The following is a 12730-nucleotide window of genomic DNA, read 5'->3' as shown; positions in this document are numbered from 1 at the left end:
TCAGTGACCGAGGGCCTTGTTCCAGCGGTCGGTGATCGCCTTCTGCTGGTCGACCACGTCCTGGGAGACCGGGACGAGGTAGGTGGCGGCGGCCGGGACGTGGGTGGCCAGGTCGGTCAGGTCGGCGGTGCAGCCGGTGGCTGACCTGAAGTTGTTCATCGAGGCCTCCAGGCCCACCGCGCACAGGACCTGCTGGCCGGGGGCGCTGTAGACGTAGTCCAGGAACAGCTGGGCCGAGGCCGGGGAGGCGGCTCCGGCGGTCTGCGTGATCAGACGCGGCACCAGCGGGGTGGCGTCCTTCATGTAGCCGTAGCCGGCCAGGCCCTTGTACTGCGGGATGACGCTCTGGGCGAGGCCGCTGGACAGCCAGCCGACCGAGGCGCCGCCCTGGACCATGTACTGCAGTCCGTCCAGGCCCTCGTCCAGGGTCTTGGTGTGCGGGCCGAGGGTGTCCAGGTCGCCGTACACGGTGTTCGCGCCGAGGAGGTGGACCAGGCCGTAGACGGCCTCGTACCCGAGCGGGTTGTTGGGCGAGTAGCTGACCAGGGGGTACTTGGCCGGGTCGCTCTTCACATGGGCGGCCAGGTCCGCGTAGCCGGTGGGAATCCCGGATCCGGTCAGCAGCTTGGCGTTCCAGGTGACCAGGACCGGGTCGGGTGACAGCACGTACACGCCGTGGCCCTGGTCGGTGTAGGCGGGGAAGTTCTCCAGGCCCTGCGGGGTGACGTTGGCGAGCAGGCCGTTCTGCTCGGCCTGCAGCGCCTGCGGGACGGAGTCGGAGATCAGCAGGTCGGCGGTGCGGGCGCTCTGGGCGTGCTCGGACTGGAACTTGGTGAACACCTGATTGTCCGACAGCTGCGAGTACTGCGGCTTGATCCAGGGATAGGCATTGGTGAAGGCGTCGAGCACCGGCTTGAACGCGGCGCTGGGCGTGTTGCCGTAGATGATCAGCCCCGACTCGGTGTGGGACCTGGTCACCAGGTCGGCGACGGCGGCCGGCGCGGCGGGGGTGGCGGACGCCGCGGCCGGCTGGGACCCGGTGGTGCCGGTGGACGAGCAGGCGGCCAGCACGGAGCCGACCGCGAGGACCGCGATGGCCAGTCGGACCGACGCAGGGGAAGGATGGCGACTCATGACGACCTCATTCGAGATAGTGAATTTGCTATAGCAGATGCGACGAACTGCGGTGATCTCAAGTGACTCACCGGTAGGTGTTTGCTATGGCAAATGAGAGCACCGGGCCTTCCGGGGTGTCAAGGCCTGGGAAACCCCCGCGTCATCTGCCTCCAACCTGCCCGAAATGCCGCCATGGAGCGAGCGGGCACGGTTAAGGAGATCGAAAGGTGGGCCCTCCTACCTTCGGGAGCATCGCCGGTCTGCGCCTGGGACCGGCCCGCTCTCGGAGGTGGATCTCGTGGAACGCTTCGCCGCGTTCGTCCTGCGGCATCGGCTGTGGGTGGCCCTGGCCTGGGTCGCCGTCACGGTGGTCGGCGTGCACGACCGGGACGGGGCCGACGGCGCGCTGAACCCCCCGGCTCCGCACCCGTCCGTGCATGCTTGAGCCATGCGCATCCTCGTGATCGAGGACGACGAGGCTCTCGGCGCGTCCCTGACCTGGGGACTGCAGGCCGAGGGCTACGCCGTCCAGCTCGCCGGCGACGGCACCGAGGGCCTGTGGCAGGCCACCGAGCACGACTTCGACGCGATCATCCTGGACGTCATGCTCCCCGGCCTGGACGGCTTCCAGATCTGTTCCCGGCTGCGCACCGCCGGGAACTGGACCCCGATCCTCATGCTCTCGGCCATGGACGCCGACCTCGACCAGGCCGAAGGGCTCGACCTGGGCGCCGACGACTACCTCACCAAACCCTTCGCCTACCCCGTCCTGCTGGCCCACCTGCGCTCCCTGCTGCGACGCGGGGCACCGCCACGGCCGGCCCTGCTGCAGGCCGGCGACCTGACCCTGGACCCCGCCACCCGCGCCGTGCACCGCGCGGGCACGCCCATCAGCCTGACCCCCGGAGAGACCACGGTCCTGGAGTACCTGCTCCGCGCGGACGGCCGCGCCGTGCCCAAGACCGAACTGCTGGAGCACTGCTGGGACACGGCCTCGCAGGCCGATCCCGCCGTCGTCGAGGTCCGCATCCACCACCTGCGCCGCAAGATCGACGCACCCTTCCAGAGCCGCACCGTGGAGACGGTCCGGGGATCGGGATACCGCATTGACCCGCACCGCCCCTAGCCCCGCCCTGCGCAGCCAATCGCTGCGCCTGCGGCTCACCCTGCTGGCGACCCTCGTCGTCACCGCCACCATCGCCCTGGGCACCGCCGTCCTGGCCATCACCCTGGTCAGTTCGGTCCGGACCAACGTCGACACCACCCTCAACGCCTACGCCGAATCCATCGCCCGCTCCGCCACCGGCGCCACCTGGCCCGCACCGCTGCCGGCCGCCCCCGGCGACCCCGGCATCTGGGCCCAGGTCGTCGACTCCTCCGGCCACGTCCTCGCCGCCACCGCCAACGTCACCGGCCAGCCCGCCCGCTACACCCTCCCCGCCGACACCAGCACGCCCCAGTCCACCGCCCAGAGCTCCCAGGACCGTGGCGAGGAGCGCGTCGTGGCCCAGCGCTACGTCGCCGGAACCACCCCCGTCGTGGTCTACGCGGGCGGCTCCACCCGTGTGCTGTCCATCGTCACCACCGACATCCAGGGCCATCTGCTGTTCGCCCTGCCGCTGGTCCTGCTCGGCGCGCTGGGACTGTCCTGGCTGCTGATCGGCCGTGCCCTTCGCCCGGTGGAGCGCATCCGCGCGGAAGCGGCCGAGATCACCGGCAGCGATCTGCACCGCCGTATCCCGCAGCCCGACGGCAACGACGAGATCGGACGCCTCGCCCGCACGCTGAACACCATGCTCGCCCGTCTGGAGGACTCCGCGACCCGCCAGCGCCGCTTCGTCGCCGACGCCTCCCACGAACTGCGCACCCCGCTCACCGCCGTCCGCACCTCGCTGGAGGTCGGACTCGCCCACCCCGACCATGCCCCCTGGCCCGAGCTCGCCCAGCGCGCCGTCACCGAGACCGCACGGCTCCAACGCCTGGTCGACGCGCTGCTGCTGCTCGCCCGCGCCGACGACCGGACCCTGCTGCGGCACCGCGAGCCGGTCGACCTCCCCGCGCTGGCCCGGACCGTCGCGCACGCGGCGCCCACCCGCGTCCCCGTCACGGTTTTCGCCCTCCAGGACGCCTCGGTCCTCGGCGACCCCGACCAGCTCACCCGGCTGATCCGCAACCTCCTCGACAACGCCGACCGCCACGCGGACACGCACGTCCACCTCACCGTGACCACCGAGGACCCCGACACCGCCGTCGTCCGGGTCACCGACGACGGGCCCGGCATCCCGGTCGGCGACCGGGAACGGGTCTTCGACCGCTTCGTCCGGCTCCAGGCCGCCCGCACCCGCAGGGCCGGGGAGGAAGCCGGCACCGGCCTGGGCCTGTCCATCGCCCGCGACATCGCCGTCGCCCACGGCGGGACGATCACCATCACCGACGGGCCCGACCACACCGGTGCGACCTTCACCGTGCGCCTGCCCGCCGCGCGCGACGACGCGCGGTAGCGCCCTCCGCACACCGCCCCAGCCACTGGCACCTTTCCGGTGCTGCTGACTCAGAACACGTCAGCCGGTCGGCACGACGTCGGGGTTGTCGGCGTTGGTCAGGGTCTGCCAGGCGACGAACAGGGCGTTGGTGCCCTGCGGGCGCATCTGCTCGGTGAGCGTCTGGGTGTTGGTCATGGCGATGCCCTGGCGGTTGTGCAGGGCGTTGAAGCCGACCTCGGTGACCGGCCCGAGTCCCTTGTTCACGCTGCCGCCGCAGAGCCAGCTGGGCACGGCGGCGCCGAGCTGGTACTTCGACTGGAAGCCCAGCGCCTGCTGGAGCCGGGGACCGACCTCCGGGTAGAGGTCCTGACCCTGGATCAGAGTGGTCTCCGCCACGCTGGAGATCGAGGCGATGCCGTAGCCGGTGTGGGTGAAGTCGCGGCAGGTCTCCTGGGTGAGACCGTCGACGAAGGTCGACTGGCCCTGCCAGTAGGAGATGATCTTCGCACTGGTGGTGAGGTTCTGGCTGGGGACGGTCTTGGGCAGGGCGCCGTCCGAGGACAGGTAGATGTAGGCCGGGACCCGGACCAGGAACTTGTTGACGGCCTTGGTGTAGTCGGCGGTGTCGTTGAGGTAGATGGAGATGCCGATGGCTGCCTGCATCATCACCAGCTCCCAGTTACCGTTGCTGTTGGAGCCGTTGATGACCTCGGGCAGGTAGACGTTCTTCAGCATGGTGCCGAACCGCGCCTGGTTGGGCCAGCCGCCGGTGTAGGTGTAGCGGATGATCTCAGCCGCCTGCGGCCACATGGACCCGGCCCAGCCGGTCTGCAGCGGGGCGTTGCTGTTGGTGTGCTCGGTGATGGTGGCCGACCAGGCGTCCATCAGCTTCATCGACTCCTGCGCGTACGCCGCGTTCCCGGTGATGTACCAGGCCAGCGCGTCGGTGTAGGCGGCGATCGCGTCCTGCCGCTCATCGGTGCAGCCGTAGTTGGGGTTGGACACGGGCCCGCACTCGACGTTGGCGCGCGGCGCGGGAACCCGGCTCAGCGAGGCGTAGGAGCTCGCCATCATCTGCGCATAGGCGTCCTTCCAGGGCTCCGCCCCGGCCTGCACCTGGGTCTTGACGTAGGCGAGTTGAGGCAGGCTGACCCCGACCCCGGGGTGAACGAACGAGGTCGGCGCGGGCGCGACGGCCGGCGTCACCGCGGCAGCGTTCAGACCGACGGCGGAGCTGGTGACGGCGGCCAGACTCGACGGAACCGTCAGCACACCGGCCAGCACAGCGATCAGCAGGCCGGTGAGGCCCGCGACCCAAGCCGTCCTGCGCCGCCGGTGCGACGGCGGTATCGAGGACTTGGAGGACGTGGGGGACGAACGCATGGGATGCCTTCCTGTGGGGGCGGAGCCGATCCCTGGTTCAAGGATGTGAATCCATGTCATTGACATGAACCTGTGGGGGTAGGTCAGGAAGATAGGTCTGAACCAATCCAACGTCAAGCCTCGTTCGACCACTCGTCAACTCGCCTCCGGCTGGAGGAATCTACGCGTCCGCGCCTGATCGTCCGCTGCTCCTGCCCCTGCCCGTTGCCCTCACCGGCGGCCACGACAGATCAGTGCACGTGTGGGACCTGGCCACCGGCCGACAGGTCGGGCGGGAGCTGACGTTCCCCACCAGGGGTTCCCGCGTGGCGGTCTCCCCGGACCACAGGCTGGTGGTCGGGTTCGGCCACGATGTGGCGGTGCTGGCCCGGCGCTGATCGGGGCCGCGCTACCGGGGCGTCACCACACAGAACTCGTTGCCGTCGGGATCGGTCATCGCCGCACACCCGGCGTCGCCCTGGCCGGCGTCGATTCGAGTCGCACCGAGGGAGACCAGACGGTCGACCTCGGCCTGCCGGTCGCCGTGGACAGGCAGGGTCAGGTCGAAATGCACACGGTTCCTGCCGGTCTTCGGCCTCAGCGGTGGGCCGCCCCAGGTGATCTTCGGACCGCCGTGCGGCGAGCGGATCGCGGTCTCCTGGTCCTGGTCCCAGACCAGCGGCCACCCCAGCGCCTCGCTCCAGAAGTACCCCACGTCCTGCGAACCGTCGCAGGCCAGCGCCCCGATGAAGCCGCAGTCGGCGAGGAACTTGTTGCCCGGCTCGATGACGCAGAACTCGTTGCCCTCGGGGTCGGCGAGCACCACATGACCGTCCTCCGGACGTTGGCCGACGTCGATGTGGTGTGCGCCGAGTGCCAGCGCCCGGGCCACCGTTTGCTGCTGGTCCTCCAGGGATGTGCTCGTCAGATCGAAGTGCATCCGGTTCCGGTCGGCCTTCCGGTCCTGGGTCGGAACGAAGCGGATGCGGAACCCGGTGTCGTCACTGGGCAGGAGCGTGACGCCGCCGTCCTGGTCGTCGACCGTCTCCCAGCCCAGAAGTCCGGACCAGAAGCTCGCGAGAAGCAGCGGCCGGTTCGCATCGAAGCAGACCGCGAACAGTTGACAGGTCATTCCCTGCTCATCTCCGATCCGCCGACGGACCACCGTCGAACGTGCGCCTTGTCAGCCCGTCGGGCGGGAGCCTAGACGTGACTCGGCGTCACTCGCAGCCGGGTTTTCGACGGCAGCCGGCGGAGCTCATCGCGCGGTCAGCCAGCTGCGGTAGCGGCGCAGCGTGCGCCTGCGCGTCAGGGTGTCGCGCAGGAACGCGAGGAGCGGGTTCACGCCCGGGGAGGTCGGCCGGTCCTGGGCCAGCAGTCGGAGCTGGTGTTTGATGCGTGACATGCCGGCCGCCGAGGCCAGGGCCTTGTTCTTGATCCGGACCGGGGCGAGGCGGACCTCGGCGTCCGCGCCGGCGTGCCAGAGCTTGGGCAGGTCCGGGTTGACTGCCAGCGCCGAGCCCATGCCGACCACGGCGACCCCGGCGGCGAGCGCCTCCTCCGCGACCGGACGGCGGGCGATGCCGCCGGTGAGCATGATCGGCAGCGGGCTGCTGCGGACCAGTTCGGCGGCGAGGTCCAGGAAGTAGGCCTCGCGGGCCTTGGTGCGTCCGTCCGCCGGGCGTCCGGACATCGCCGGACTCTCGTAGCTGCCGCCGGAGAGCTCGACCAGGTCGACGCCCAGCGGTGCCAGCATGTCGATCACCCGCTGTGCGTCGGCGAGCTCGAACCCGCCGCGTTGGAAGTCTGCGGAGTTGAGCTTGACCGCCACCGCGAACTGCGATCCCACCGCGGCGCGGACCCTGCGGACCACTTCGAGGAGCAACCGGGCGCGGTTCTCCAGCGAGCCGCCCCAGCGGTCGGTGCGGACGTTGGACAGCGGCGAGAGGAACTGCGAGAGCAGGTAGCCGTGGGCCGCGTGGATCTCGACGCCGTCGAATCCGGCCTTCTCCGCCAGCCGTGCCGTGTCAGCGAAGCGCGCGACGGTCGCGGCGATCTGCTGCTCGGTCATCGCGACGGGTCGGGCCAGGCGCTTGCTCTGCCTGCCGATGTCCACCCTGATCGCGGAGGGCCCCCACGCCACACCGGGCATCTCGGCGAAGACCTGGCGGCCCGGGTGGTTGATCTGCATCCAGACCGCGGCGCCCCCGGACTTCGCGGCCCGCGCCCACTGGGTGAAGGGTTCCAGCGGGGAGTCCACGTCCAGCACCACACCGGCCGGTCCGGTCAGCGCCTCGGCGTGCACCATCACGTTCCCGGTGATCAGCAGGCCGGTTCCGCCCCGGCTCCAGCGGCGGTAGAGCCGCAGCAGCCGCTCGTCGGGCAGCTGGCCGTCGCCGGCGAGATTCTCCTCCATGGCCGCCTTGGCGATGCGGTTGGGCAGTACGGAGCCGCTGGCCAGCGCCAGCGGGGCGAACAGATCACTCGACATTGCTTCCCGTCCTCATGGGTCCACCGTCCTCCGGATGTGTACGGTGCTTACATCACGGTACGAGAACCATGTGAACAGTGTCAACTTTATCTGGACCATATCTGATGCTTCGAGGATGCGTGAACCGCGCATCGGCGGGGAAAATGGGAGCAACAGGGCCTTTCATGTTCTTCCGGAAGAAGGCGATCAGAATGGCTCATATCGCGAATCGTGGCTCCGACATCGCGGCACACCCCGACGTGGCCGAGATGCGGGCGCGGTACGCCCGTATGGAGAGCCGCCGTGGCGTGGTCGCCATCGACGGCATGGTGCTGCTCGCCGGCCTGTACGCGGCGATCTCCCCGTGGGTCGTGCACTTCGGCCCCACCAACCCCCTCCTGATCAACAATCTCGTCCTCGGCATCGCCCTGGCCGTGATCGGCATGGGCCTCACGCTCGCGCCCGAGCGGATGTTCCGCCTGAGCGGCGTCGTCGCGGCGATCGGCGTCTGGCTGATCATCTCGCCCTGGGTCGTGACTGTCGGGCACCACCCGACGGCAGGGATGATCTGGAACAACGTGGTGATCGGTGGCATCTGCTGTGCCCTCGGACTGGTAGCAGTCGCGATGGTCATGTCCCTCGGTCGTCCCACCGGGAGATAGCCGGCACCGGCGGACCAGTAGCCCGGACCGCACACGTAAGGCCCCGGCGTATGCCGGGGCCTTACGTGGCGTGTGTGCGCTGATGCGTTACTGGGTCCAGGCCTGGAACTCCGAGATCTGGCCGGCCGGCCAGCCGGTGTTGGCGGTGATGCTGACCCGCAGGTACCGCTGCGAGGTGGCCGGGAAGGTGAGGGTGACGGTGTTGTTGCTCGACGGGGTGAACGTGTAGGTCGCAGACGACTTCACGGTGCCGAAGCTGGTCCCGTCGGTCGAGCCGAGCAGGGACAGCGTCTCGTCGCGCGCGCCCCAGCCGGCGGGCAGTTGGAGCACCACCCGGCCCACCGACTGGGACGATCCCAGGTCCACCTGCACCCACTGGGGGAACGCGTTGTTGGCGCTCTCCCAGTACGAACTCTGGTTGCCGTCGGTGACGTTGGACGACGGGTACACGTCCGTGTGCGACGACTCGCTGGTCGGCCTGCCAGCAGCAAGGTTGGTGCTGCCAGCGGCGGTGGCGGCGAACTGCAGACTGTTGAGGTTCCAGCCGCCGTTGTCCTGATTGACGGTCAGCACCTGCTGTCCGGCCGGCAGCACGACCTGGGCGGTGGCGGTGGTCCAGGTCTGCCATCCGCCGGTGGCCGGGAGGTTGACCGCGCCGCTGAGGTTGGCTCCCGAGGCGTCGGACAGGTGCAGGGCGCCGCTGACCGCGCTGGGCGCGGCGACCCTCATGCTGACCGTGTAGGTCCCGGCCGTGGCGACATTGAGGGTGTAGCGGAACCACTGGCCGCCCGAGGTCCAGCCGACGTCGTAGCCGCCGCCGGTGTCCGAGGTGGTCTCCAGGTCGACGCCGTCCGCCCGGTAGCCGTTGCCGCTGCCGTTGACGGAGCTGACGTTGTAGCCGACGCCCTGGCCGCCGGTGTCGTAGTTCTCGGCCTGGACCAGGCCCGGGACGGCGGCGGCCGTGCCACCGTACGGTCCTTCCACGGTGCCGCTGCCTTGCCAACTGTTGCCGCTCGCAGTCGCGGTGAAGCCAGAGGAGTTGTTGGCGAACGGCACCAGGCCCGACCCGAGACCGGTGACGGTGTTGCCGGTGATGGTGGCCGAGCCGGTGGGCGCGGGGTAGAACGGCGGCGCGATGACGATGCCGTTGCGCCAGGGCGCGGTGATCGTGTTGTTCTGCAGCAGCGTGTTGGTGGACGTGGAGAAGCCCACCCCGTCGTACAGGGCGTTGACCACGGTGTTGTTGGTGACGGTGACATGGTCGACGACGCCGACGTTCTGGCCGTCGCCGCCGTTGCCCACCTGCAGCGCCGGCTGGCCCTGACTGTAGCCGTTGCCGCCCGACCGGACGACGGTGTTGCCGTTGACCGTCGCGGTGAGCAGGTCGCTGCCGTTGACGCCGAAGCGCCCGACGCCGAGCCCGATGTAGCGGGCCGTGTCGGCGATGTAGTTGTTCTCGACGTCCTGGTTGCTGCCGCCGTAGATGCCGATGCCCTTGCCACCCCAGGGCGCGATGACGGTGTTGTGCGTCATCGTGATGTGCGACATGGCGGTGTAGTAGGTCTTGTTGCCGCTGGAATCGGTGTTGTAGGCGACCGAGTTGATGGCCATCCCGTCGTCACCGGTGCCGCGGACGAAGTTGTTGGTCGCGGTGATGCTGTTGCCGACGGAGTTGTTCAGCGACACGTTGTTGAGGTTGATGCCATCGGCCCACACCGCGGTGACGCGGCTGTTCTGCACCGTGCCGCCGGTGCCGGAGGCCCAGAAGCCGGACTCGACGTGCTGGCTCCAGATGCTGTCGGCCACCCAGTTGGTCCCGGAGGTGTCCATCGCGCCACCTCCGCCGTCGACCATCGCGCGGCTGGTGGAGTCGGAGTCGAGGTGGAAGTCGTGGACATTGCACGAGGTCAGCTCGAACGTGGCAGCCAGGGGGGTGCTGTTGGGCAGCGGGACGTCACGGTAGATCGTGCTGTACCACATGCCCGCGCCGGCGATGGTGATGCCCTGGGCCTTCAGGCCGGTGGTGCCCTTGAGGTAGAACGTGCCCGCCGGAATCCACAGGATCTTGCTCTGGGACTGGGCCTGGTTGATGCAGTTCTGGATGGCCGCGGTGCTGTCGACGGCGCCGCTGTCGGCGGATCCGTTGGTGGGGTTGTCGTCGGCCACCGCGCCGCAGCTGGTGATGGAGAGGGAGTTGGCCGGCTGGGCCGCCGGTGGCGGCGGGTTCTCCACGTCGACGACGTCGAGGTAGTAGAACGCGGCCGTGTTGGAGGCGTCCTTCTTCAGGGTGATCGTGCTGCCGGGGGCGATCGCCGCGCCGGTGACGAACGTGTGCGACTCGTCGAAGAACTCGCGGGGATCGCCGTCGGCCGGATTCTGGTCGCTGCCGTTGTAGTTGTTGCTGCCGCCCTCGTAGAACCAGCTCTGTTTCGAGTTGAGGTTCAGCGCCTGCCGGAACACGCCGTCGACGTAGAGGTCGAGGGTCGCCGTGCTGCCACCGCCTGACGGTGAGTCAGGGATGCTCTCACGGAGGTTCAGCGCGGTGATCGGCGCGCCGGTGGTGTTGGTCCACTGAACGCCCTGTCCGACGCCGGTGAGCTGCACATAGGCGTGTCCGGACGCCTCCACCGCCGGGCTCGAGTACTGCGTGGTCGGAGCGGCTGTCAGCGACACGGCAGTCGCTCCGCCGATGAGCGTGCCCGCCTCGGCCTCGTAACTGGCGAACGGGACCGTCGCCCCGGCGCCGCTGGTCGCCGCGGCCGGCGCCGCGGCGACCGGGACCAGCAAGGGGCCTGCGAGTAACGCGGTGACGACCAGTCCGATCCAGGCGCGTGGGGCGACGTTGGGCAGGTGTCTCATCGGGTCCCTCCCTGGGATGCAGGGGAATGCAGCGCATCGGAGGGAACGTAACCGGATCGACACTCGCCCGCAAGGCTTTGATTCATCCATGCAAATATTCAACTTCACTGCAGATCACGCCGGGCGCTTCCGCTTATTGCGCAGGAGGTTAGGTATGGCTAACCTAAGCCAGCCTGCTGTTCCCCTGTGACCAAGGATGATCGCCCATGCCCCTTTCCGGTGCTGCACCCCACTCCGTGAGCCTGTCCGCGGCGGCTCCATCGACCCCGCTGGGCCCGTTCGTTGACAGCGCCATCGCCTGGACGGGCTGGGTGACGCTGATGGGTTTCGTGGGCCTGACCGCCCTGGCCGTCCTGGCCGTAGGCCCGCCGACCCGCCGGGTCGGAGCGGAGACGCTGGCCGCGGTCACCGCACGGCTCTCCCGGGCGGCGGTCGTCCTGGGCGCGCTGGCCGTACCGGCGATACTCACCGACCTCGCCCATGGGGCGTCGCCAAGCGGCGGCTACGACTACAGCGCGGCGTGGAACTCCCTGTACGACGGCAGCAACGACGGCCGCCTCTCCGGACTGGAACTGACGCTCATCCTGGTCGGCGCCGCAGCGATCGCCCCGCTCACCGTCCGCAGGGTCGCCGCCGGCCCCTTGCGGACGTGGTTGCTGACGACCGGACTCGGCGCCGGGACGATCGCGCTCGGCACCACCAGGTTCCCGAACCAGACGCCCAAGGACTGGGGCCGCACCAGCTTCGAGACCCTGATGTGGATGCTGCACCTGATCGGCGGCGGCGTCTGGATCGGCGGGCTGGTCGGCCTCGCGCTGCTCACCCTGCCGGGCGCTGTCGCCCCCGCCGACAGGGGCACGTTCTGGGGACCGGCGATCCGCCGGTTCTCCGCGACCGCGATGAGCTGTGTCGCCGCCATCACCCTGTCCGGCCTGTTCCTGTACTGGGAGCACGTCGACGGCCCCACCCAGTTGGTCACCACCATGTACGGACGCGTGCTCGGCGTGAAGATCCTGCTCTTCGGCGCTCTGCTGCTGCTCGGCGTCTTCAACCAGTTCTGGCTGCACCCGCGCGTCGACGCACTGCGCGCCGCAGGCGATCAGCGTCCGCTCCGCACCATCCTGGTACGGCAGTTCCCCGCAGTGATCGGCGCGGAAGTCCTGCTCGCGCTGGCGGTGCTGTTCGTCGCACCGTTCCTGCACGGCTCGGCCCGCAACCAGGCCTTCCAGGCCGACGCGGCCAAGCACTCCACCGTCGCGCTCACCACCCTGCCCAAGCTCGCGCCCAAGGTGGCCGACGCCTCCACCTGGCTGTGGGGCACCACTGAAACCGTCCTCGTCATCGCCGTGATGATCGCCGGCTACCGGCTCTCCGCCCGCCTCGCCCGACGCCGCATCGCCGCAACCCCGGCCATCACTCCCTCGGGCCCCGCCGACCTCGTCGAGGCATGACTCAGCCGCGTGGGGTCGTCAGGCGCCGGCTTCGGCCCTGCTGCCCGGGTCGTTGGGGTGCGACTCCAGCGGCGTGACCACGGCGGTCATCCAGGGGCGCAGCGGGAGGCCGCCGAGTACCTTCTCGTGCAGTTCGGCCTCGTCGGTGGCGCGCCAGATTCCGAGGCTCCGCAGTTCGCCGACGGGACGCCAGAGCCGGAACAGGTGCCCGGTGGCGGCCAGTTCCTTCGCGCGTACGGCTTCGGCGGCGCGGCGCCGGTCGACCTCGGCCTGGTCGGTGCCCTCGGGGACGGTGGTGGTCAGCTCGACCAGGAACTCCTGCATGGC

12 protein-coding genes are annotated in these 12730 nt (G+C 69.6%); 6 read left to right on the top strand and 6 right to left on the bottom strand.

Annotation, left to right across the window (positions count from 1 at the left end; all coding sequences use genetic code 11):
* Nucleotides 1-1134 carry an ABC transporter substrate-binding protein gene (locus ABH941_RS09485; protein WP_370128213.1) on the bottom strand — a complete coding sequence of 378 codons (1134 nt, stop codon included), beginning with the start codon at nucleotides 1132-1134 and terminating at the stop codon, nucleotides 1-3.
* A gap of 280 nt (nucleotides 1135-1414) precedes the next feature.
* Here ABH941_RS09485 and ABH941_RS09480 point away from each other — a divergent pair, with 280 nt between their 5' ends.
* Genes ABH941_RS09480 through ABH941_RS09470 form a run of 3 tightly spaced genes read left to right on the top strand, consistent with a single transcriptional unit; the run spans nucleotide 1415 to nucleotide 3617 of the window.
* Nucleotides 1415-1561 (top strand): hypothetical protein, encoded by a 147-nt coding sequence (locus ABH941_RS09480; protein WP_370128212.1) that lies wholly within the window; start codon nucleotides 1415-1417, stop codon nucleotides 1559-1561.
* A 3-nt stretch (nucleotides 1562-1564) separates the two neighbouring features.
* On the top strand, nucleotides 1565-2242 hold the full coding sequence (locus ABH941_RS09475) for a response regulator transcription factor (protein WP_370128211.1): 678 nt from the start codon (nucleotides 1565-1567) through the stop codon (nucleotides 2240-2242).
* Nucleotides 2223-3617 (top strand): sensor histidine kinase, encoded by a 1395-nt coding sequence (locus tag ABH941_RS09470; RefSeq protein WP_370128210.1) that lies wholly within the window; start codon nucleotides 2223-2225, stop codon nucleotides 3615-3617. Before ABH941_RS09475 ends, ABH941_RS09470 begins: the two co-directional genes overlap by 20 nt.
* Nucleotides 3618-3677: 60 nt before the next feature.
* On the opposite strand, the gene ABH941_RS09465 is transcribed toward ABH941_RS09470, so the two are convergent.
* Nucleotides 3678-4982: an alginate lyase family protein gene (locus ABH941_RS09465; protein ID WP_370128209.1), complete on the bottom strand. Its 1305-nt coding sequence runs from the start codon at nucleotides 4980-4982 to the stop codon at nucleotides 3678-3680.
* 233 nt (nucleotides 4983-5215) lie between these two features.
* On the opposite strand from ABH941_RS09465, the gene ABH941_RS09460 reads away from it, so the two are divergent.
* Nucleotides 5216-5359 carry a hypothetical protein gene (locus tag ABH941_RS09460; protein WP_370128208.1) on the top strand — a complete coding sequence of 48 codons (144 nt, stop codon included), beginning with the start codon at nucleotides 5216-5218 and terminating at the stop codon, nucleotides 5357-5359.
* An 11-nt stretch (nucleotides 5360-5370) separates the two neighbouring features.
* Here the strand turns inward: ABH941_RS09460 and ABH941_RS09455 are convergent, their stop codons facing one another.
* Together ABH941_RS09455 and ABH941_RS09450 are read right to left on the bottom strand one after the other, a co-directional pair.
* On the bottom strand, nucleotides 5371-6093 hold the full coding sequence (locus tag ABH941_RS09455; protein ID WP_370128207.1) for a VOC family protein: 723 nt from the start codon (nucleotides 6091-6093) through the stop codon (nucleotides 5371-5373).
* 126 nt (nucleotides 6094-6219) lie between these two features.
* Nucleotides 6220-7452: an NADH:flavin oxidoreductase/NADH oxidase family protein gene (locus ABH941_RS09450; RefSeq protein ID WP_370128206.1), complete on the bottom strand. Its 1233-nt coding sequence runs from the start codon at nucleotides 7450-7452 to the stop codon at nucleotides 6220-6222.
* 191 nt (nucleotides 7453-7643) lie between these two features.
* Between ABH941_RS09450 and ABH941_RS09445 the strand changes: the two genes are divergently transcribed.
* Complete coding sequence (locus ABH941_RS09445; protein WP_370128205.1) at nucleotides 7644-8093, top strand: SPW repeat protein; 450 nt, start codon at nucleotides 7644-7646, stop codon at nucleotides 8091-8093.
* Between the two features lie 87 nt (nucleotides 8094-8180).
* Here ABH941_RS09445 and ABH941_RS09440 read toward each other — a convergent pair whose 3' ends face one another.
* On the bottom strand, nucleotides 8181-10952 hold the full coding sequence (locus tag ABH941_RS09440) for a discoidin domain-containing protein (RefSeq protein ID WP_370128204.1): 2772 nt from the start codon (nucleotides 10950-10952) through the stop codon (nucleotides 8181-8183).
* 206 nt (nucleotides 10953-11158) lie between these two features.
* Between ABH941_RS09440 and ABH941_RS09435 the strand changes: the two genes are divergently transcribed.
* The gene (locus tag ABH941_RS09435; protein ID WP_370128203.1) at nucleotides 11159-12403 is read left to right on the top strand and encodes a copper resistance D family protein; all 1245 of its coding nucleotides are present in this window, start codon (nucleotides 11159-11161) and stop codon (nucleotides 12401-12403) included.
* An 18-nt stretch (nucleotides 12404-12421) separates the two neighbouring features.
* Here the strand turns inward: ABH941_RS09435 and ABH941_RS09430 are convergent, their stop codons facing one another.
* Nucleotides 12422-12727: a muconolactone Delta-isomerase family protein gene (locus tag ABH941_RS09430; protein ID WP_370128202.1), complete on the bottom strand. Its 306-nt coding sequence runs from the start codon at nucleotides 12725-12727 to the stop codon at nucleotides 12422-12424.
* Nucleotides 12728-12730 lie beyond the last annotated feature (3 nt).

The sequence above is a fragment of the Streptacidiphilus sp. EB103A genome, from assembly GCF_041261405.1.
GTDB lineage: Bacteria > Actinomycetota > Actinomycetes > Streptomycetales > Streptomycetaceae > Streptacidiphilus.
The sequence above is the reverse complement of the archived record's forward strand: the minus strand, read 5'-3'. Positions and strand labels throughout refer to the sequence as shown.

Bases quoted from the DNA above. Each gene is read 5' to 3' on its own strand.
- ABH941_RS09485 (WP_370128213.1), bottom strand. From the start codon at position 1,134: ATGAGTCGCCATCCTTCCCCTGCGTCGGTCCGACTGGCCATCGCGGTC.
- ABH941_RS09475 (WP_370128211.1), top strand. From the start codon at position 1,565: ATGCGCATCCTCGTGATCGAGGACGACGAGGCTCTCGGCGCGTCCCTG.
- ABH941_RS09465 (WP_370128209.1), bottom strand. From the start codon at position 4,982: ATGCGTTCGTCCCCCACGTCCTCCAAGTCCTCGATACCGCCGTCGCAC.
- ABH941_RS09455 (WP_370128207.1), bottom strand. From the start codon at position 6,093: ATGACCTGTCAACTGTTCGCGGTCTGCTTCGATGCGAACCGGCCGCTG.
- ABH941_RS09450 (WP_370128206.1), bottom strand. From the start codon at position 7,452: ATGTCGAGTGATCTGTTCGCCCCGCTGGCGCTGGCCAGCGGCTCCGTA.
- ABH941_RS09445 (WP_370128205.1), top strand. From the start codon at position 7,644: ATGGCTCATATCGCGAATCGTGGCTCCGACATCGCGGCACACCCCGAC.
- ABH941_RS09440 (WP_370128204.1), bottom strand. From the start codon at position 10,952: ATGAGACACCTGCCCAACGTCGCCCCACGCGCCTGGATCGGACTGGTC.
- ABH941_RS09435 (WP_370128203.1), top strand. From the start codon at position 11,159: ATGCCCCTTTCCGGTGCTGCACCCCACTCCGTGAGCCTGTCCGCGGCG.
- ABH941_RS09430 (WP_370128202.1), bottom strand. From the start codon at position 12,727: ATGCAGGAGTTCCTGGTCGAGCTGACCACCACCGTCCCCGAGGGCACC.